Raw genomic sequence first — 20,346 nt, 5'->3', positions numbered from 1 at the left:
GCACTCTGCGCTAGATGCGTTCCAGGTAACGTGCGATCTCGAAGTCGGTGACGCTGGTCTGAAGCTTGCGGAGCTCCCAGCGCCTCGTCTGGACGTAGTGGGTCACGAAGGTTTCGCCGAAGTACGCCTTGGCGACCTCGCTTTTTTCGAACTGTTCGATGGCCTGGTCGAGTGTTCCGGGCAGCTGCTTTACCTGGTGTCCTTCCTCCAGGGCGTAGGCGTTTCCTTCCACCCGCTTCGGGGCGGTCAGTTCCTGCTCCACGCCGTGCAGGCCGGCAGCGATGTTAGCGGCGATGACCAGGTAAGGATTGGCGTCAGCGCCCGGTACCCGGTTTTCAATGCGTGCGGCGCTGCTCTTTGACGGGATGGACCTGATGGCGACCGTTCGGTTGTCCAGGCCCCAGGTGGCGCTGGATCCGGCCCACTGCCCGCCTTCGGTCCGCTTGTAAGAGTTGATGGTGGGCAGGTAGAGGGCCGTGAGCTCCGGTGCCGTCTCGACGACGCCGGCCAGGTAGTTGTATCCGATGGCGCTCAGTTCGCCGGGCTCCTCGGCATTGGCGAAGGCGGACTTGCCCGACTGCGGATCCCAAAGGCTCTGGTGCATGTGCCCGGAGGAGCCGGCCCACTCCGGGTTGATCTTGGCCATGAATGATGCCGTGTAGCCGGCCTCAGCTGCAACCTCCTTGACGGTTGCCTTTAGCCGGAGGGCGTTGTCCGCGGCTGCGAGAGCATCCGAATAGTGGATGTTCATCTCGAACTGGCCCGGACCGTTTTCACTGTTGCTGGCCTCGATGAAAATGCCCTGCTCAGACAGGCGGCGTCGGATCTCACCGATGAGGAACTCGGTGCCTGTGTCCCTGACGAGGCTGTAGGTGTGACTGCCCGCCGTGATGGGGGTCAGGTCGCGCCAGTCCTTGGCGGCAAGGTCCGTCGGGGTGCCTTTGAGCAGGTAGAACTCGAACTCGTAGGCGCAGACTGGCGAGTATCCAAGGTCTTCGGCTTTCTGCACGACTCGCTTGAGAATGCTCCGGGGACAGATTGCCGCAGGCTCGCCCGACATCTCGTAGGCGTCGCAAATGACGGAAGCCACGCCGGGTTCCCCCGGAACGACCTTCAGGGTACTGAGATCGGGGAGGAGCGTCACGTCAGGGTAACCCGTGTCCCACCCCGTGTAGCTGAGATCAGAAATGATTTCGTCCTGAATGTCCCAGCCGAAGATGATGTTGCAGATATTCGTTCCGCGCTCAGCGACGCTTTCCAGGAAGTACCTGGCAGGGATGCGCTTGCCGCGCCATACGCCGTCCAGGTCCACGACGCCCACTTTGAACGTTTTGATGTCGTTGTCGGAGACGAACTTTTGCAGTTCGTCATGCGCTGACGCGGCTGAGGATTGATCCTGCATGTCGATGGCCTCGAGTTCGTGGAGGTCCTCCGGGACCTGTGTGATGGGATTCACTATGTACCTCTTATCCTCATTGATATTGGTTACTAAAAACACTAAGAGCGGGGTCCTTTTGGCGTATGTGCAAGGTGCACATCATGATTGCCGGCTACATGCATTCGGTAAGCCAGGTCACATTCCTGTGCGGTAGGCAGGCCAAGGCTTTTCCGTGTTCTGCCCAGTACCCAGGACACGAAAGCCATGGTGCTGGGCAGGTCGAGCGGGGCCTAGTAGACGTCCTTGACGTAACGCCCTTCGCTCTTCAGGGACTGCAGGTAATCGTGCGCCTTTTCGGGGGTCATTGCGCCGTGGCTTCTGAGCACCGCCAGCAGGGCTTCGTCGATGTCAGGTGCTATTTGTTTGCCGCCGCACACATAGACCGAGGCTCCACCCGATAGCCAGGCAAAGATGTCTTCTCCTTCTTCGCGGATCCGGTCCTGGACATAGACCTTGCCCTGTTGATCCCGGGAGAAAGCCACGCTGAGGCGGTTCAGCACGCCGTTGCTTTGCAGTTCTTCCATTTCCTCCTGATAAAGCCAGGAAGGCTTTTCATGGCGGTCCCCGAAGAACAGCCAGTTTCGTCCCCGGGCTTGTGAGACTTCGCGGTCACGGAGGAAGCCACGGAACGGGGCAACTCCGACGCCCGGACCGACCATGATCACGTCAGCTGAGTTGTCGTGGGGCAGGTGGAACTCGTGCGCCGGCAGCGGGAAGACTTTTATGGTTGTCTTGGTCTGCGCGGCGGACTGGAGGAATCCGCTGCATGCACCCGAGTGCCGGCGGCCGGCGGTCTCGTATTGCACAGTGGAGACCGTCAAGTGGACGCGGTCGCCGTCAGCGAGGGGACTGGAGGCAATGGAGTACGACCGGTGCTGCAGGGGCCTCAGCATTGAGAGGAACTCGCCGGGATCGACATCCGTTGTCCGGGTTTCCTGCAGCACGTCCAGCATGTCCCGTCCCCACAGCCAGTCTTCCAGCGCATTGCGGTCACCGGACTCGACCAGGTTCCGCACGGGATGATCCGGGGCGAGATTTTCGACGAGCCAGGCCACGATGCCCAGATGGGGCAGCCGAAGCTCATAGTCGTTTTGAAGCGTCTCGCGTACGGTCTTGCCGTCTTCACCGAATACCTCGCTGCCCGCGAGGCCAAGGAATCCGAGGAGGTCTTCCACGAGTTCGATGGAGTTGGTGGGGATTACGGCAAGTGAGTCACCTGGCCGGTAGTTGCGGCTGTCGCCGCTGACCTCAAGCTCATAGTGCCAGACCTCTTTTTCGGACTCTGGAGCGCTGAGGAGGCGGGCCTCGACGACGGTGGCAGTGTCAGGTTCCCGGCGAGTGCCTTTAGGCTGCTCGGCGGGGTTTGCTCCTGGAACAGTGGAGTCTTCCGGGTTGTTGTCTCGCTTCTTGGGAACAACTGTCTTGAAGGTCTCAAGCATGCCCCTGATCCACTTGCCTGACGTCAGGTCATAGTCGACATCGCAGTCGAGGCGGTCAAGGATTCTCTTGCCGCCGAGTTCGCCAAGGCGCTCGTCAAGATCGCTGCCGGCTTTGCAGAAGTCTTCGTACATGGAGTCGCCAATGGCAAGGACTGCGAAGGGAACGTCCTTGAAGAGGTCTGAACCGGCGCTTTGAAGCTGGTCCCAAAACGGTTGCGCATTGTCCGGCATGTGGCCGTTGTCGTGTGTGGCGGTAACGATCAACAGGCGGTCCTTGCGTGCCGCATCTTGCGGGGTCAGCATGTCCAGGCTCATAAGCTCGGCTGCGTAACCCTGGCCGTTTGCCTTGTCCACGATCTTGGACGCAAGGAACTCAGCGTTCCCGGTCTGGCTGCCGTAGAGGACGCTGAGGGTCTGCACGGCGGTACCTGTCTCACTGGATACTTCGGATGAGGTGCCTTGGTTGGTCCGAACCAGCTCCCCTGTGTCAGTTGTCACGGTTCTGTCCTTACAAATACGGTCTTGAGTTCGGTGTATGCCTCGATGGCAGCCTGGCCCAGTCCGCGGCCGATGCCTGACTGTTTGAAGCCGCCATAAGGTGTCTGGATTCGAATGGATGAGTTTGAGTTGACCGACAGAGTCCCGGACTCAAGTGCCCGCGCCGTCCGCAGGGCCTGTCCGACATCGTTGGTCCAGATGGAGCCGCTCAGGCCGTAAATTGAGCTGTTGGCCAGCGCGATGGCTTCCTCTTCGGTGTCGAAGGGAATCACCGAGGCGATGGGGCCGAAAATTTCATCGGTTGCCACCCGGCTCTTGGGGTCCGGGGCGATGACGATTCTGGGCGCCATCCAGAAGCCGGGGCCATCCGGTGCTTCACCGGCGGTGACGACGTTGAGACCGTTTTCGAGGAAGCTGGAAACGGTGTCGCGGTGGGCAGCCGATACCAGAGGTCCCAGATTGGTCTTGCCGTCCAGCGGGTTACCGATTTTCAGTGCACGCGTAGTCTCGATGAATCCCTCAACGAACTCGTCGAAGATTCCCCGCTGCACGAGAAAGCGGCTGCGTGCACAGCAGTCCTGGCCCGTGTTGTCGAAGACCGACATCGGGGCTGCCTGCAGACACTTGGCGAGGTCAACGTCGTTGTAGACGATACTGGCGGACTTCCCGCCGAGCTCAAGAGAAACCCTTTTCATCGTCGTTGAAGCCGCCTGGACGATGGACCGGCCGACCTCGGTGGAACCAGTAAAACTTATCTTGCTAACATCCGGGTGTTCAGCGAGGGCATTGCCGATCCGGGCGCCCGAACCAGTGAGAACCTGAAGCGCGTCCCCGACGACGCCCAGTTCCTTCACGATCTCACCAAATCGGACAGTTGACAGGGGGGTAAGGGCCGCGGGTTTCACAATTACCGAATTACCGCTGGCCAGAGCCGGGGCGATACTCCAGGATGCGATAGGCAGAGGGAAGTTCCACGGGGCAATTACGGCCACAACACCCAGCGGCTCGCGGAAAGTCATGCTGACGCCGCCGTCGACCGGAATGGTGTCCCCGAGGATCTTGTCCACCGTTCCGGCGTAGTACTTGAAGCACTCGGCGACACCAAGAACTTCCTGTCGGGCCGCCGCCAATGGCTTACCAACGTCGGTGGATTCGAGCAAGGCCAGTTCGTCGCTGTGAGCGATGACAGCATCGGCAATAGCCCAGAGGGCATCACGGCGTTCAGCCAGTGGCTTGCGGATCCAGGCGCGCTGGGCGGCCCCTGCGCGTTCGACCGCTGCATTTACGTCCGGCAGGTCGTAGGCGGGCACCTCGCCTATCTGTTCTTCTGTAGCGGGGTTGTAGACCGAAATAACGCTGCTCATAATCGGGTGCTCCTTCAGGAGAAGTGGGGTTCATCGAAAATTTCCTAGTCCCGTATGGACTCTGGGAAGCTCCGTTAGTTCCGACAATGCCTGAGGAAACTGCGGCCAGCGAGTGCTGGGAGCACCACGATAAGTAGCTGTATGTGCGCGGTGCACATTCCATAAACTCCTCGTTCATAGGACCGCGTCCATTCTTTTGCCAGCGAATAGCTGTGCATCAAGACCATGCGCAGGACGGATGTATGTGCAGGCTCAACACCGCAAACTCTGGGGCAACTCCTACGCTGTAATCCAACTCACAGTGACGTTCGGCAAGGGGGCCGGCCCGATTGTGGGTTCCGCGATGCCGCTCAATTCCGCCTTGTCGAAGGCATCGCGATGACACTCAGCTTCTACGTCCAGGAGGGACGAATGGCAACTAAAGATGTTAAATTTGAGCCGGTGGATGCGGGACCCAACGGAATCTTGAGCCCAGACCGCTTGCTCAGCAGGGGCCTGGGAGTCCGGTCGATTGTGTTCATGGTTGTGGCGGGAGCTGCGCCCATGACAGCTGTCGTGGCTGGCTGGCCTGTTGTCGTTTCTGCATCGGGAAGCACGGGCGGTCCGCTGTTCTTCCTTATCGCGACCGCTATTCTGTTTCTGTTTGCCGTTGGTTTTACGAGGATGACGCCCTTTGTAAAAAATGCTGGAGCGTTCTATTCCTACATCCAAACGGGGCTGGGCCGAGGTGTTGGCATGGGGGCTGCCACCTTTGCGCTCGGAACATACTTGCTGCTGTTTCTTGCGCTGTGTTCATACCTGGGGTCAGCGGCCCAGACCACGGTTCACGATCTGGGCGGTCCGGAACTTCCTTGGTGGCTGTGCAGTCTGGTGCTGATGGCAACCTGCGGTGCTCTTGCGTACCGGGACGTCGAGCTATCCGCCAAGGTGCTGGGCGTGGTCCTGGTCATCGAAACAGTCGTTCTGCTGGCAGTAAACATCGGGGTGATTGTCCACGGCGGCGCGGAAGGGTTGAGTGCTGACTCGCTGTCCCCCGCGCGTTTGGGTGAAGGTGTCCCGCCTCTGGGCGTCATGTTTGCCTTCTTCTCATTCATCGGCTTTGAGGCCACCGCCGTCTTCCGGAACGAAGCACGTGACCCCGACCGCACTATCCCGCGGGCAACCTATATCGCCGTTATCGGCGTCGGCATCTTCTACACTTTCACTGCCTGGGCACTCCAGGCGGGAGTCGGAAGCAGCCAGATAGTCGAAGTCGCGACGAACGACCCCACCAGCATTGTTGTAGGGCTCGCGGGACAGTACGTGTCCCCGCTCCTTGCCACCCTGCTCCAGGTTTTCCTCATCACCAGCCTTTTCGCCTGCATCCTCACCTTCCAGAACGTACTGACCCGGTACCTCTTTACCCTTGGTACGCAAGGTGTTCTTCCGTCTGGACTTGGTGCAATCCACCCACGTCACCACGCTCCATCCAGGGCAGCCTTGATCGTCTCGGTAGTTGCGATAGCACTGCTTGGTGTCGAGGCGATCATCGGGCTCGACCCGGTAACGCAGGCCTACACCTGGTTCTCAGGCTCGGCCACATTGGGCATCGTTGTTCTGATGGCTCTCACGTCACTCGCGGTGATCGTGTTCTTCCGGAGGAATGCACACAACAAGAAGGTCTGGGGCACGTTGCTGGCCCCCGCGCTTGCCCTTCTCGGACTCGGGGGAATTGTCTTTCTGGTCCTTCAGAACTTCGGGCTTCTCGTCGGCGGCGACTTGGCGGCGGGAATACTGTTGACGCTCATGGCTGCACTCTTCCTGGGCGGCGTGACTACCGCGCTGGTTATGCGATCCAAGCGGCCGGCGACGTATGCCGCACTGATCCCGGCAGGTTCCAGCAGCGAAGAAAGTTCCGCAGGGATTTAGGAACAAAGACTCATCTCCGTAGCCGCCGTCGCACGAGCCTTCTTGGGAACGACGGTAATGGTGGCCGGCTGCGCAAGGCGCGGCCGGCCACTCGCGCCCATGGACAAAAGATCTTCCAGAGATTTCCCTACCCGTCACTGCAGATAGTGAGCTGCGAGAGCAGCTGCCGATATTTAGGAGCTTCCCATTTCCGACAGCGCACTGTTGAAGCAAATCATCGACAAGAAGTACCCGACAGTTGCCTACGGCGAAGGCATCTTCCTGTATGACACGGAAGGGCGCCAGTACCTGGATGGTTCAAGCGGCGCCATGACCGCCAGCATTGGTCACGGCGTGGACGAAATTGCGGAGGCGGTGAAAGAACAGTGCCGCCGCGTAGCTTTTACGTATAGAACCCAGTTCACCAACCTGCCCGCTGAAGAACTCGCCCGCCGGCTCACCGACATCGCTCCCGGGGACCTCGATATGGCGTTTTTCGTTAATAGCGGGTCCGAAGCATCCGAATACGCCATCCGCACCGCAGTGAGCTACTGGCGCGAAAGGGGGCTCCCAGGCAAAGTCAAAATCCTTGGCAGGACCATCAGCTATCACGGCATGACAATGGGCGCCCTGTCGATGTCCGGGCATGCAGCACGCCGCCCCGATTACGGATCCTTGCTCCATGCGTTCTCCTTCGCCCCGCCGGCCTACGCCTACCGCTTCGCCCTGCCAGGCGAGAGCGAGGAAGTGTACGCTGCGCGGGCTGCGAAAGCCTTCGAAGACGCCATTCAGAACGAGGACCCCGGCACAGTCGCGGCAGTCATGGTCGAACCAATCGTAGGAGCCGCCGGCGGGGTCCTGACGCCGCCGGCCGGCTACTTCGCCCGCCTTCGCGACATTTGTGATCGGCTGGACGTGCTGCTGATCATCGATGAGGTCATCACGGGAATGGGGCGCACGGGCGACTGGTTCGCGAGTTCCTACGAGGACGTCGTGCCGGACCTTCTTCTTATCGGCAAAGGAATGAGTGCCGGATACTCCCCTGTTGCTGGCGTCCTGCTGCGGAGCCACATCGTCGAGGCGCTCAGAGAGGGCAGCGGCGTCGCTCCGTTCGGGCACACCTTCTCGGGGAACCCACTGGGGGCAGCGACCTGCCTGGCGGTCCTGGACTTCATGGAACGCGAGGATATCCTCGCGAACGTCCGGCAACGGGGGAAGCAGCTTGAAGAGGGTCTGCTCTCCCTGACAACAAGGTACCGCTGCATCGCCGACGTCCGTGGGCGGGGCCTGCTTTGGGGCTTCGAGTTCGTTATGGACCAGGAAAGCAAGCAGGCACCCGATCCTGCGCTGGGAGCGGCTGGCCTATTCGTCGATGAATGCCTGGACCAAGGGCTCATTGTCTACCCTGCCGGGATCGCCCCGCTGAACAATGCCGTGATTCTGTCCCCGCCCTTGGTGATCACCGAAGAGGAGACACGGGAACTGCTGGTGAAGCTGGAAAAAGCCCTCCGCGCCATGGAACGTCACGTTAAGCGCTGGGCCGCTGTAGGTGAGAACCGGCATGGATCCCGAGTTGGAACCGGAAGCTGACACTGATCCCGGCCGTTCCAACGTCCGCGCTGGTCAGGTTGCACATAGTGGTCGTAAAGGCTGTTCCGTCCACACACTTTTGAAACTCGACCAGGGCTGAAGATGGTCGAAGCGACCCATCTGCCAGCACCTCAACCACCAAGGAAGCCAAGTGACTACACCGATTCTTGCCGCCGTGCTGGAAAAGCCCGGAGCCCCTCTTCAGATCCGCGAACTGCTGCTTGATGACCCGGAGGACAATGAGGTTCTCATCCGGACCGAGCGAGTGGGCCTTTGCCATAGCGATCTGCACTATCTGAAGGGTCGCTGGATATCTCCCTGCCGGTGGTCCTCGGGCATGAAGTCGCAGGCATTGTCGAGCGCGTCGGTTCTGCAGTCACAAGAATTAAGACTGGTGAAAGGGTCGTGGCAACGGTCACCCCCTCCTGCGGGGCATGCCGCAACTGCATAAGCGGGCGCCCGACCCAGTGCGAACGAGTCGACTCGATGCGTGAGCGGCAGCGACCCAGGCTGCTCTCACCTGATGGATCAAGCGTTGAGTCGCTCGGCGGTATAGGCGCTTTTGCAGAGGCCTTCCTCGTGAAGGAGGCATCCGTTGCAGTGGTCGGCTCGGATCTGCCTCCCCAGGTGGCGTGTCTTCTCGGTTGCTGCATTAGTACAGGAGTCTGCGCGATTATTCACGGCGCAAAGGTAGGGCCAGAGGATACTGTTGCCGTAATCGGTTGCGGCGGTGTCGGAATAGCGGCCATTCAAGGTGCCAGGCTGGCTGGGGCACGACGAATCATTGCCATTGACGCTGTGCCGGCGAAGCTGGAGCTCGCCCGTAACTTCGGTGCCACGGACACTGTTGTCTCATCATCCGACCCGACAGAAACACTCATCCAGGTCCGATCACTTCTCCCCCAAGGTGTCAGCCATGCAATCGAGGCGGTGGGCCGCAGCCAGACAGCGGAACTCGCCTTTTCGCTCCTGCGCCCGAACGGAACTGCCACCATCCTCGGTCTCATGCCCACAGGGTCCGAACTGCGTATCCCCGCAGATGCACTCGTATACGGCGACCGACACCTGCAAGGCGCCTACATGGGAGCGAACAGGTTCCTCAGCGACGTCGACATGTTCACGGACCACTACCTGAACAACCGACTGGATCTCGATGCAATGGTCACCAAGGAACTGCCCTTCGAACGTATCAACGAGGGATTCGAAGCGATGTCGGAAGCCTCGACGATCCGAGTTGTGCTGAACATGACCGACAGGCAACTGTGATCCGGACAACTTTGAAGACCGTTTGGCAGCTGACTGTCAGGCCGATCACGATCTGATCTTGCGCCACGGCCAGCGCCGGAACGAAAGCTGCGCACTGTGGCGCTGCAAATCCTCCCGAACATAAACGGTCAAACGTCAATGCCCAGCCCCTGCCGTCGCTGGTCCTGGACGACAAAGACAACAACGAAAACCAGAGGAGCACCTTGAATGACTGCTGAAGGACTAGCACAACTGACCGCTAACACCCCCGACCTTGTCGAGCAACGCTCCTTTGTCGATGGCGCATGGCTGCAGCTCGACGAAAACGGCCGCTACCTTACCAACCCAAATACGGGCGAACCCCGGCAGCCGATGCGAAAGACCGGAAAGGCTGACGTCGAGTGCGCACTCGCCGCAGCGGCGACACTGCACGAGTCCGGGAAACTTGAAGACATCAAACTCCGGGACCGTCTTGAGCTCCTGACGAAGGTAGCCGCATCTCTGGATGCCCAGAGCGAAGAAATCGCGCTGCAGGACAGCATCAACACGGGAGTCCCTATCCGGACCACTCGCCTGATTGCAGGTGCACTTGGGGACAGAGTCCGGGGAACTATCGCTGAAGCGGAGCAGCTTGGCGAGTCGGAGACCCTTGACGGCGGTGACCGGTCTGTGGTCATCCTGCGCAAGCCCCTCGGCCCGGCCCTCATCGTTGGCCCCTGGAATGCTCCAACCTTCACCGTGGTAGGCAAGGTAGCGGCAGCAATGGCGGCTGGTTGCCCGGTCATCCTCAAACCCTCTGAGAACGCCCCCGGCGGTTGCCAGCTCTTCGCCGAATCGATCGTCGCCGCCATGACTGAACTCGACTACCCAAGCGCCGCGTTTCAACTGGTTCATGGGAATTCGGAGACAGGATCACTGCTGACCTCGGATCCCCGCATCGAGGCTCTTTCGTTTACAGGGGGCGACTCGGCAGGCCGAACGGTTGCGAAGGCTGCGGCGTCCAATCTGGCTGTCATGCAGATGGAGCTCGGATCCAACAATCCCGTGATCATTCTGGACGATGCCGATGTCAGCTCGGCGGCACAGTCCATTGTGCAGGGCATGACCCGTCTCAATGGCCAGTGGTGCGAGGCTCCCGGCAAGGTACTGGTTGACGAGTCGATTCACGACCGTTTCGTTGAAGCTATGAAGTTCGAACTCAGTAAGCTTCGGGTCGGAAATGCCTTGGATGAGACAACGCAAGTGGGCCCCCTGGCGTTTGAGCGACAGCGTGATGGTTTGAAAGCCGCAGTGAATCGACTCCTCGAACTGGGGGGAACGCTGGTCACTGGCGGCGACCTACCCGATCTTGACGGCTGGTTCCTGGCACCGGGGATGATCGTCGGATGTCCCGCCGGAGCCGCCACGGAAGAACTCTTCGGGCCACTGGTCACGGTACATCCCGTGCATTCCGTTGAAGAGGCGCTTAGCCATGCAAACGGACCGGCAACCGGTCTTGATGCCTACGTATTCGGCGGTGACGAAACACGGGCCATCGACGTGGCATCCCGTATTCGTGCCGGGGAGGTCCGCATCAACGGCACGTTCATGAGCGACCTGGCCGGCAATTCGCGGCAGAGTTTCTGGGGTACCAGCGGTATTGGAGGCCACGGTCCCCAGTACGGCGTTCGCTTCTTTACCGGCGACCGCGTGGTTGGCGTGGACAGGACGGATTTCCCGCTCTAGGCGCCATATGCGACCCCAACAAGCGTAAGCGAGGCCCTGCGAGACCTGCGACAAACATCCCGGAACGTGACGCGTGCCTAAGACGGGGGCCTCCGCGTCCTCTCGGGCAAGCAGCAGGCCAGGGCCTGGCAACATGAGACGAGAAAGTCCTTCAATGACAGATACTTCAACGACAGGTACGGTGCGGTTTTCGCCGCTGAGTTTCCTTGAGGGCGCCGCAGCGGCGATCCCGGCCTTTGGAAGCGACCTGGTCGATTTCCGTAGGGAAATGCACGCCGATCCTGAAGTCGGCCTGTATCTGCCCCGCAGCCAAGCCCGGGTCCTTGAGGCACTCAAGGGACTCGACCTCGAAATAAGCCTGGGGAAAGCGGCCTCGTCCGTGGTTGCGGTACTCCGGGGCGGGGCCACCCAGTCCCCCGTTGGGAGCCGTCCTGCTGTACTGCTTAGAGGGGACATGGACGCCCTTCCTGTGGCAGAAAAAACGGGTATACCCTTTGCCTCGACCAATGGCGCAATGCATGCCTGCGGTCATGACCTGCATACAGCGGGCCTGATTGGTGCCGCCCGCCTGCTCTCGTCCGTACGTGACAACCTGACCGGCGACGTCATCTTCATGTTCCAACCGGGGGAGGAAGGACATGACGGGGCCCGCATCATGCTGGAGGAAGGCGTTCTTAACGCAGCCGGCAGGCGACCGGATGCTGCCTACGCCCTGCATGTCGTTTCAGACATGCCGTCAGGCGTGTTCACCACCCGGGCCGGTTCCTACATGGCAGCCTTCGGAGATCTGTCCGTCAAGGTTATCGGGCGTGGTGGGCACGGTTCGCGCCCCTTCCAGACTCTGGACCCCATACAAGTAGCTGCTGAAATGCTTGGCGCGCTACAGACGTACATCACCCGGCGATTCAACGTTTTTGATCCCGTGGTCCTGTCCGTGGGCCAATTCCATGGCGGTTCCGCCTCTAACGTCATACCTGATTCGGCGGAATTCAGGGCAAGCGTCAGATCTTTCAGCCCCGGTGTCGAAGCACGGCTCGCACAGGAGTTGCCGGATCTCGTCCGGCAACTGGCGGCCGCTCATCAACTGACAGCCGACGCAACGTTCACTCCAGTTATGCCGGCCACCGTCAATCACGACAGTGACGCGGAACTCTGGGGCAGGACCGCCCGGACGTTCTTCGGAGAGCACCGGTTCGTGCCCAGCCCGTCCCCCAGGACCGGCTCTGACGATTTCTCCCGTGTCCTCGTGGAGGTCCCCGGAGCGTACGGGCACCTCGGAGCAGGGTCTCCAGATATCGACCCCATGGAGTGGGCTCCCATGCACTCACCCAGGGCAGTGTTTGACGACAGTATCCTCGTCGATCAGGCACAATTCATGGCGGGTGTGGCGCTTGGAAAGCTCCAGGAGTTGGAGGTGCGGGGAAGGCTCGGAGGGCCTCCCGAACGGCCACACCTCACTTGAAGCAGTGGACCTAGCAGTACCGGTCTCGACGCCCATGGATGGCACTTCACCACTATCAGGTTGCCGAAGCTCCGGACCTGACGCTCCAGGATCAAACAGATCCTCAATTCTTTGTAGGACAAGCCTCCCTAGAACTTAACCACATGTGCGGGTTGGAGGCGATTGCGATTTCTGACGACTCGACTGCTTAAGGGATACCCCTGGAACTAGTTGAGCGATAACTACGGCCGGCGCCGCCGGTCAACCAAGCTGAAGGAGGATTTGTGTCCCACCCTGAGCATCTCTTGATTTCGAACGTTGCGCTCCCAGTGATGGGAATAAACCTGAGCCAGAGACCAACACCTCCGCTTTCCATCGAGGTTACTGTAAGGCGGCCCCAAAACAGGGACGAAAAACTAAGCCGTGCAGTCAGCAACCTGATACCGGTCGCTTTGGAACGCAGGCAAGGAATCCTCGTCATTCAACGTGATTACGGCGAGTACACCGTTCGAGTCGACCCCGAAGTTCCATGCGGCACGACTCTCGAATCCCGTCGTCCCGACTCCGCAAGGCAACAACAAAAGCCCACCCTGGATCCCACAGACTTTCAGATTAGAGAACCTGAAGCTGTATACCTTGTCCTTTGAGATACACCCGAACCTGACGTCAGGCAGCAAGGAAAAGAACGTCAGAATAGGGTCGGAAGGCGGTTCCTGCACATGCTCCCCGAACAATCTCAGATTCAAACCTGACAACCAGCGCTGCTGTTCAGCTTGCGCGGGCGGGTGACTGGCAGATATGCAACAGCCTGTTGCCCGATTGTCCAGAGAGTGTCTGGACGATCAGTTCCGCTGCCCACAGCCGGGGACAATCCTCATGGGTTACCCACCGCTACTACTGCCGAGGGAGCTCCCCAATGGCTCCCGATTCCAGCCGTGGATAACCCGGATTGCCCCCAACTGTGGATAGCTCGCAGGGGCACGCGTCTAGCGGAAATTGCTGATTTGAGCCCGGCGCAGCGGCATCAGGCAAACGAAACCGCCCGCTGATCAACACAAGACAGCAGGTCGCGGACTGCCGCTAGGCAGGCAGTGCCCGCACGTCGGGGAACCAACCCGTTGGAGCCTTTTTTGGTTCCAGGTGTTCAGGGTCCCGGTGTTCTTTCATGTCGCAGTTGTAGAACGGCCCTTGGGGATCCAGGAGCACCCGCATGTGGTGGTCCGCGTGGTCTTTCCACCAGACGCTCATGCCGGTCGCTGGATCCAACCGTAGGTGCTCCCAAGCTCTCCAGAGCGCTGCTACACGGGAGACTGCCTCCGGATGGAAATACCATTCGATGCACCACTTGGCCGATTTTCCTGTGACGCTGCGAACATAGGTGGGCAGCAGCTGCTCATGGAGGAATTCTTCGGCGGATCCGTAGACGAGCTCCGGTGTCCTCTCCGCATCCTGGGCCTCCGTAGCTGGTGGGAGTGTGTCCGTGTCGTACAGGTCGAAGTCATTCGCCATGAGACCAGGTCCTTCCTACTTTGTAACCCAGGGGTTAGCCACCGGCTCCGCGGGCGCCGAAAGGGCCGGCTCTTCGGGGCGCGGGCTGTATTTCTTGATGGAGGTCTCCACGGCAACCTTGTGGGGTCCGGTGTACCAGGGCATGGTCCGCACCAGGGTGGCGGGCGCACCGGAGGCGAGCACCACTGCGCGGCCGCGGTCCAGCTCGGCGAGGTTGGAGACGTCGAAGATTCGTTCCTTGGCTTCCTGTCGGGAGCGGCTGGAACCGGACTTACCCGAGGATGTAGAGACGTTGATGTAGCTGTAGTCCCCGATCAGGTCGGACAGGGCGCGGAGGAATCCTTCTTCGGCGACGCCGCCGCCGTAGACCTTGATGTTCGCTGCTGACCAGATTTTCCGCATGTTCGCCTCTCCCCACAGCTCCACGCCTTGGGACCAGGACTGCAGGATGCCCATGACGATCAGGCCTTTGGAGCCGTAGTGGCTGAACTGGTCCGGCAGCCCGGCCCACCGGACAACGTTGGCCAGCTCGTCGAGAGCGAACAAGGCCGGCTTGGGAAGCCGGCCGCCGTTGCGTTCGGCGCGTTCCTCCATTGCCTCGGCAATCGCCACGGTCAGGGCCGTGGTCAGAGGGGCGGCGGATCCGGCACCTTCCTTGGAGAGGATGTAGATGGTCTCCTGTGACGCGGCGAAGGCGTGCGGGTTGAACTGGCGGCGGGTATCCGTGGCCACGGTCACCCCGCCCGTGGGGGCGACCCACCGCAGCGTGTTCCGGCTTTTGAGGCACTGAATCATTTTCTCGGCGGTACCGAAGATGCCGTCACGCTGCTTGTCAGCCAGCTCCAGCGTGGATTCCAGTCCCTTGTACTGCAGCTCGTAGTCGTACTGCTTGAGGATGTTGATCGGTTCCCGGTTCACCTGCTCGGTCACCCACAGATACACCTGCGTTATCGGTAGCTCCCCGAGAGCGGCGGCGAGGAAGTAGGAGGACAGAATGTCCTCTGCCTTGGGGTCGAAGTAGGCGTCAGGCTTTGACCCAGGCACGCGGGAGCCCACGGAGAAATGCTGCGTGAGCTTGTAGGCCTTCTCTTCGTCGGTGACGTACGATAGCGGGTTCCACCACCAGTCCGGCTCTTCCTGGGCGATCTTCTGCGGATCGAACACCCACACCGGCGCGGTGCGCTCACGGACTCCACGGGTACCGTCCACGACGTCGCGCTTATTCGACGTCGACACCACCGCACCGGGTGCGTCCAGGATGGCCGGCATGACCCGTGAGGTTGATTTACCGGTCCGAGGCCCCCAGATGTCGAGGCTGAGGTCTTCCCAGGACTGAATGAACTTCTGCCCTGTGGAGACGACCTTGCCGACGACGATGCCTGGCGTGTCCGTCACGCCCAGACGCTCAGCGGTCGCTTTTGCTCCCTTCTCGGAGAACGCGGCCAACGCCTTGCCGCGGCCCAGGTAGCGTGCGGCCTTGTCGACCCGGGCACGCTTGGACGCACCTTGCCGCCACGCCACGAGCACGACGATGGCCAACGCCAGGACGAGCCCGGCCATGACGCAGACAACGATGGTGGCTTCCGTGGGCCACGGCACGCGGCCTTTGATCAGACCTGCGATCAGATCGATCGGGTGCGCCGGCGGGGCGGCGATGCCAGCCATCCACGAGCCGACGTGCAGGGCGGCGTAGGTGCCGCCGACGAAGACGACGAGGAAGCCGATGGCCAGCCAGACCAGCAGGGCATCACCGACGCCGATTCCTTTGCGGTTGGGTGCGCTCATTCTGATGCTCCTTCACTGTGCAGGGCCGGGGCCGCCGGTTCAAGCAGGGCTTTGGCTGTGGTGCTCCATTTGGCATTGGTGTCGTTGATGCCTTCGGGGCCTTTCTCCAGGGATGTGAGTCCGACCTGGACGGGGATTCCGGGACGGCCGCCGACCTTGATGAGGAACTTTCCCCGGCCCGGGGGCTCAGCATCGACGCCGCGGGAGTCCCACGCGGGCGGGTCCTGCCAGCCGATTAGCTTTTGTTGCTCCTGGCGCGAGAGCGGGATGGCGGAGGTCAACTGGGGCATTTCCGAGGCGGGCAGGCCGCCGCAGATCACCATGCCGGAGCGTTCGACGAATCCGCGGGCTTTCATCCGGTCCTCTTCGGCCGGTAAAGCCAGCAGGTCGGACATGGTGTGGGAGATCATGATCTGTCCGACGCCGACGGAGCGGTTGAGCCGGGTCAGGGCGTCCACCCGGTCCACCATGCCTTTCCCGGCCCGCAGGGCCCGCCACAGTTCGTCCAGGACGACGAAGTAGTTCCTGCGCGGTTCAAGCCCGGCGTCGGCCAGGGCATTGGCGACGTTGACGGTGCCGAAGCCGTAGGACCAGCACGCCAGCAGTACCGCGGCCTGCAGGTCCGTTTCGGTCTCATCAATGCTGGAGACGTCAAAGACCACGGCACGGTCGCGCACCATCGGCTCGGAGGTTTGCCGGGAGAAGATTTCCCCGAGCTTCCCGCCTCCGGTCAGACCCAACAGGGTGGCCTCCAAGGCGCGGGTCTCCCTCAGGTAGACAGACTTGTCTCCCCGGTCCAGGGCGACCTGACGCAGCTCATCCGGTGCGGACACGATCACGTCCAGCAGGTCCTTCAGCACCGGAACTCCGTCAAAGCGCTCATCGAGGACCCGCAGGGCGCGGTCCAGGATCGTCTGTTCCTGGTCGGTGGGCGGGCTGTTCCGGCTGATCGTGATCAGCGAGACGACCATGGTCAGGCGGCGGCCATGAGCATCGGCACGGACGCGTGCCCCGTCCTCAGGATGGCCGTTCTCCTCGAGGAGCTGGGCTGCCTCGACAGCCTGGCCGGGGTCCAGGATGTTCAGGTACCCGACCCCACGGCCAAGCCGGATGACCTGCCCGCCGAGCGCACGGACGGCTTTGACATGTTCACCTTTGAGGTCTCCCAGGATCAACGGGTGGACCCCTTGGGCGGAGAGTCCGATGAACATGCGACGCACGACCGTGGATTTGCCGAGCCCTGGTTTTCCGAGGATGAAGGCGGAGGGGTTGGAGATCAGGCGGGCGCGCTGGAACCAGCTGATCGGGTCGCAGCAGACCGTGGCCTGGGTTTCCTCATGGCGTCCCAGCGGGACACCGATCATGGGCGAGGACGCACCGGAGGAGAACGGCCACAACCCGCACACCTGCACGGTGGTTCCCCGGTACTCCTTCACGGACGGGACGAGCCGGGCCATGCCCCCGCCACGGCCGGACCAGCCACGAGCACCCGGACCAACTTCACGCGACTGCTTCCCCGTCCTTTTCTGCTCAGGCTTGACTGGGGTAGCGCCAGGATTTTTGTGTCGGGAGAAGAGTTTCAGACCGGCCATTACAGGGCATCCCTAATCCCGGACGGGACCATGCTGTGCTGGGGCAGCACCAGCCCCAAGGGCAGGGACGCGGCAAACGCGGTGTCCTGGGCCCCGTAGGCCCGGCGCAGCAACACCCGCGCGGTGCCGGAGGTCTGCTCGACAGCCGCGACGGCATCAGAGAGCCGCTCCCTATCGGTCACGGTGGCGGTGACGACCATGCCGAAGTTCACCAGCCCGGCGCCTTGGGCTTCTTCCTGCGCGGTCTGCGCCGCTGAACGGGCGTCAACCAGGGCACGGGCGGAGGGGCGGTTTCCGGAGGTGATGCGGACGTTGGCGTTGTTCTGGTCTCGCTCGACGACGGCCGCGGCGCGTGCCGAGTCCATCGGACGGTACAGCAGCGAGACGCGTTTGCGGTCAATGTCTCCGTGCGGGGCCAGCAGGCGGGACAGGACCGAGGAGTTCACTGACCCGCGCGGGGCGGCGGTCATGGTCCAGGAGACCGAGTACGCGGAATCGTGCCGGTAGTCATCCCAGCTGGCCTGTGTCGCGGTGGGGCCGGCTTCGCCCCAGGTCAAGGATACCGGGGAACCGGCGGCGTGGGCTTCATCGATGATCAGTGCCGCCGGCGGGTCGTAGGCGATCCGGACGACCTCGCAGAGTTCCTGGGCCGTCATCGGCCGGGCGATCCCGGCGCCGGTGGACTGCAGCCGTGCTGAGAGGCCCGGGATCCGGGAGGCCAGGTCGCGGGCCACGTCTTCCGGGGTCCGTTTCTTGGCCCCGGCCCGGATGGCGGCGTTGAAGGTCAGGGACACCCAGGCCCGTACCGTGGCTGATCCTTCCGGGTACGTGTCCACGACCTCGTGCAGCATGTCGCGGGCGAACTCGGGGGCGTCTGGGTCGATGTTCATCATGACTTCGTTCCGCAGCCGGTACCCGGAGTCAGGCGCGGTCTCGACCGTGACGGCTGCGGCGTCCAGGCCTGCTTCGTCGGCCAAGGAGGCGAGCCAGCCGCCCCAGTTCGCCACCCAGGCATCGACCTGTTCCGGGTCAACGAGGGAGGCTCCGTCGGGTTCAGTCGAGAAAATCACGGTGAAGTGACCCGTGGCGGGGACGTGCAGCATGGCGAAGGGGCGCTTGTAGGAGTCGGTGAACTCGTACAGGGTGGACTTCGCTGCCAGACCGGGCAGCTGGTACATGCCCCACTCCGTGACGCCAAGAGGGCCGGAACGGTAAAGGTTCGTCCCGGAGGCCCGGGAGAGCTTGAACGCCGTCCGGGTGCCGAGGCGGTCTACGGCGGACTGGCCGTGCTTGTCCTTGACTGTCAGCAGCAAAGCCATGACACCGGCAAGGGCAAGGACGCCCAGGCCGGCGAGCAAGCCCCACAGCGCGAAGCTGACGATGCCCATCAGGAGCCCGGCAAAGACAATGGCGGTACCGATCGCCCCGAGGTTGGCCAGGCCAGCTGAGCGCGGTAGGCGCCAGTTGCCGTAGGACGGTTCCTTGTACTCGGTGTTAATTGCTGCCACTGGGGCCCTCCCCTGCTGAATCCTGCGCTGTCTTTTCAATTGCCTGCGACGTCCTGGACGCCAACTTCGCACCTGTGGCTACAGCCACTCCGGCGGGCCCAGCTGCCGCTGCACCGCCGCCGGCTCCTGCCGCTGATACCGCTCCGCTGGAGCCAGCGGCTGCTGTCGTTCCGGCGGTTGCTCCGGTACCTGCCTTGGCTGCTGCGTCAGTGCCGGCGGCACCGCCCGGTCCGCTGCTGCCCGGAGTGGGTTGCCCACCTCCGCCCCGGGGTCCGGCGGGTCCGTCGCTGCCCTTCGGCGAACTGCCGCCCCGCATGCTTTGGGTGTTTGACGTGCTCGATGACGATGCGGGAACGGGGGATGCATTGCCCCTGCCGCTCCCACCCCGGCCAAGCGAAACCGCACCGGTTGCGATCGCTCCCACAGCTGCTCCCGCCCCCGCGCCTCCACCAGAGGCAACCGCACCAACCATCGGGGTCACGAACCGCATCAACGCCGGCAACGCGAAAAGTGCCACGACCATCAGCGTGAATCCGGTGATGGGCTTCACCAGATTGGCGCTGCTGCTACTCCCCTTGCCCATCAGCAGGAACGCGACCGAATACACGATCGCAGCGGCTGGTTTGTAGAGGATGAAGGCGATCGTCCAGCCAACAGCCTTCTGGAACCACTGCCGGCCCATCTCCGTGTTCGTGAACGCGGCCGTGGTTGGGAGGACCCCGGCAAGGATCACCAACATGCCGCTGCGCACCACCATCAACACGACCTGAACCAGAGACGCGATCAGCCCGATCAAGCCCAGGACGATCAGGACGAACACCCCGACGCCGGTCTGGTTCGTCATCACAAGGATCTTCAGGGACTCTGCGAAACCCTTACCCTCGGTGGCACGATTGATCACCACCGCGGAGAAGGCATCAGCGGCGACCACCAGAATGGAGATGACGCCCAGACCGAGGCCGGAGACAAGCGTCAAGGTCAGCAGGGCCCGGAGCAGATCCTTCAGGGGCGCACCCCGCTGCTCCCAGATCAAGCGAATACCACCCAGGATGACCGCCAAGACAGCAAGGGCCAGAGTCCACGGCATCAGCTCACTGTTCACCACCGAAACAACGGGGCTTGCAGTTCCGTCCTGGCTGGCCAAGTTCACGGTTGGCATTGAAACCCAGAAGGTCGACAGCGTGGTCACCATCTGGCTCATTCCCTCCATGATGGCTTTGGCGAGGTTGTTGATGGCATCGTCTGCAATACCGGCGGCAACATTGCTCGCACCCTGCTGGGTCCAGCACAGAGCGTTCCAAACTTCGCACTCTTTCTCTGCCATG

At 61.8% G+C, this 20,346-nt stretch carries 14 protein-coding genes; 6 read left to right on the top strand and 8 right to left on the bottom strand.

The features are described from left to right. Positions 1-10: 10 nt before the first annotated feature. The 3 genes from AC3A4Z_RS22095 to AC3A4Z_RS22085 form a co-directional block, all read right to left on the bottom strand. The gene (locus AC3A4Z_RS22095) at positions 11-1,456 is read right to left on the bottom strand and encodes a glutamine synthetase family protein (protein WP_235008782.1); all 1,446 of its coding nucleotides are present in this window, start codon (positions 1,454-1,456) and stop codon (positions 11-13) included. Positions 1,457-1,668: 212 nt separating this feature from the next. Further along, the gene (locus AC3A4Z_RS22090; protein ID WP_056331969.1) at positions 1,669-3,375 is read right to left on the bottom strand and encodes a diflavin oxidoreductase; all 1,707 of its coding nucleotides are present in this window, start codon (positions 3,373-3,375) and stop codon (positions 1,669-1,671) included. Then, complete coding sequence (locus AC3A4Z_RS22085; RefSeq protein WP_419202635.1) at positions 3,372-4,739, bottom strand: aldehyde dehydrogenase family protein; 1,368 nt, start codon at positions 4,737-4,739, stop codon at positions 3,372-3,374. Before AC3A4Z_RS22085 ends, AC3A4Z_RS22090 begins: the two co-directional genes overlap by 4 nt. 411 nt (positions 4,740-5,150) lie before the next feature. Between AC3A4Z_RS22085 and AC3A4Z_RS22080 the strand changes: the two genes are divergently transcribed. From AC3A4Z_RS22080 to AC3A4Z_RS22055, 6 genes are all read left to right on the top strand, one after another. Further along, positions 5,151-6,647, top strand: a complete 1,497-nt coding sequence (locus AC3A4Z_RS22080) for an APC family permease (RefSeq protein WP_056332060.1) — start codon at positions 5,151-5,153, stop codon at positions 6,645-6,647. Between the two features lie 204 nt (positions 6,648-6,851). Continuing rightward, positions 6,852-8,216, top strand: a complete 1,365-nt coding sequence (locus tag AC3A4Z_RS22075) for an aminotransferase family protein (protein WP_419202633.1) — start codon at positions 6,852-6,854, stop codon at positions 8,214-8,216. A gap of 151 nt (positions 8,217-8,367) precedes the next feature. Continuing rightward, the gene (locus AC3A4Z_RS22070) at positions 8,368-8,667 is read left to right on the top strand and encodes a hypothetical protein (protein WP_498714404.1); all 300 of its coding nucleotides are present in this window, start codon (positions 8,368-8,370) and stop codon (positions 8,665-8,667) included. Further along, the gene (locus AC3A4Z_RS22065; RefSeq protein WP_498714402.1) at positions 8,568-9,482 is read left to right on the top strand and encodes a zinc-binding dehydrogenase; all 915 of its coding nucleotides are present in this window, start codon (positions 8,568-8,570) and stop codon (positions 9,480-9,482) included. The genes AC3A4Z_RS22070 and AC3A4Z_RS22065 overlap by 100 nt, the downstream gene beginning before the upstream one ends. 207 nt (positions 9,483-9,689) lie before the next feature. Continuing rightward, on the top strand, positions 9,690-11,186 hold the full coding sequence (locus tag AC3A4Z_RS22060; RefSeq protein ID WP_419202631.1) for an aldehyde dehydrogenase family protein: 1,497 nt from the start codon (positions 9,690-9,692) through the stop codon (positions 11,184-11,186). 154 nt (positions 11,187-11,340) lie between these two features. After that, positions 11,341-12,648 (top strand): M20 metallopeptidase family protein, encoded by a 1,308-nt coding sequence (locus tag AC3A4Z_RS22055; protein ID WP_419202630.1) that lies wholly within the window; start codon positions 11,341-11,343, stop codon positions 12,646-12,648. Positions 12,649-13,707: 1,059 nt separating this feature from the next. Here the strand turns inward: AC3A4Z_RS22055 and AC3A4Z_RS22050 are convergent. Genes AC3A4Z_RS22050 through AC3A4Z_RS22030 form a run of 5 tightly spaced genes read right to left on the bottom strand, consistent with a single transcriptional unit; the run spans position 13,708 to position 20,345 of the window. Beyond that, positions 13,708-14,136 carry a DUF4913 domain-containing protein gene (locus AC3A4Z_RS22050; RefSeq protein WP_207597861.1) on the bottom strand — a complete coding sequence of 143 codons (429 nt, stop codon included), beginning with the start codon at positions 14,134-14,136 and terminating at the stop codon, positions 13,708-13,710. A gap of 15 nt (positions 14,137-14,151) precedes the next feature. Further along, positions 14,152-15,921, bottom strand: a complete 1,770-nt coding sequence (locus AC3A4Z_RS22045) for a type IV secretory system conjugative DNA transfer family protein (RefSeq protein WP_207597862.1) — start codon at positions 15,919-15,921, stop codon at positions 14,152-14,154. Next, positions 15,918-17,513: a putative type IV secretion/conjugal transfer ATPase gene (locus AC3A4Z_RS22040; protein ID WP_207597818.1), complete on the bottom strand. Its 1,596-nt coding sequence runs from the start codon at positions 17,511-17,513 to the stop codon at positions 15,918-15,920. The genes AC3A4Z_RS22045 and AC3A4Z_RS22040 overlap by 4 nt, the downstream gene beginning before the upstream one ends. Then, positions 17,513-19,021 (bottom strand): SCO6880 family protein, encoded by a 1,509-nt coding sequence (locus AC3A4Z_RS22035; protein ID WP_419202629.1) that lies wholly within the window; start codon positions 19,019-19,021, stop codon positions 17,513-17,515. The genes AC3A4Z_RS22040 and AC3A4Z_RS22035 overlap by 1 nt, the downstream gene beginning before the upstream one ends. Beyond that, positions 19,008-20,345 carry a TrbL/VirB6 family protein gene (locus AC3A4Z_RS22030; protein WP_207597820.1) on the bottom strand — a complete coding sequence of 446 codons (1,338 nt, stop codon included), beginning with the start codon at positions 20,343-20,345 and terminating at the stop codon, positions 19,008-19,010. The genes AC3A4Z_RS22035 and AC3A4Z_RS22030 overlap by 14 nt, the downstream gene beginning before the upstream one ends. Position 20,346 lies beyond the last annotated feature (1 nt).

The organism is Arthrobacter sp. Soil_C_49, from assembly GCF_057656635.1.
The sequence above is the reverse complement of the archived record's forward strand: the minus strand, read 5'-3'. Positions and strand labels throughout refer to the sequence as shown.

Excerpts from the sequence above, each read along its gene's own strand:
- AC3A4Z_RS22060 (WP_419202631.1), top strand. The coding sequence starts at position 9,690 with ATGACTGCTGAAGGACTAGCACAACTGACCGCTAACACCCCCGACCTT.
- AC3A4Z_RS22045 (WP_207597862.1), bottom strand. The coding sequence starts at position 15,921 with ATGAGCGCACCCAACCGCAAAGGAATCGGCGTCGGTGATGCCCTGCTG.
- AC3A4Z_RS22040 (WP_207597818.1), bottom strand. The coding sequence starts at position 17,513 with ATGGCCGGTCTGAAACTCTTCTCCCGACACAAAAATCCTGGCGCTACC.
- AC3A4Z_RS22080 (WP_056332060.1), top strand. The coding sequence starts at position 5,151 with ATGGCAACTAAAGATGTTAAATTTGAGCCGGTGGATGCGGGACCCAAC.
- AC3A4Z_RS22030 (WP_207597820.1), bottom strand. The coding sequence starts at position 20,345 with ATGGCAGAGAAAGAGTGCGAAGTTTGGAACGCTCTGTGCTGGACCCAG.
- AC3A4Z_RS22050 (WP_207597861.1), bottom strand. The coding sequence starts at position 14,136 with ATGGCGAATGACTTCGACCTGTACGACACGGACACACTCCCACCAGCT.
- AC3A4Z_RS22085 (WP_419202635.1), bottom strand. The coding sequence starts at position 4,739 with ATGAGCAGCGTTATTTCGGTCTACAACCCCGCTACAGAAGAACAGATA.
- AC3A4Z_RS22055 (WP_419202630.1), top strand. The coding sequence starts at position 11,341 with ATGACAGATACTTCAACGACAGGTACGGTGCGGTTTTCGCCGCTGAGT.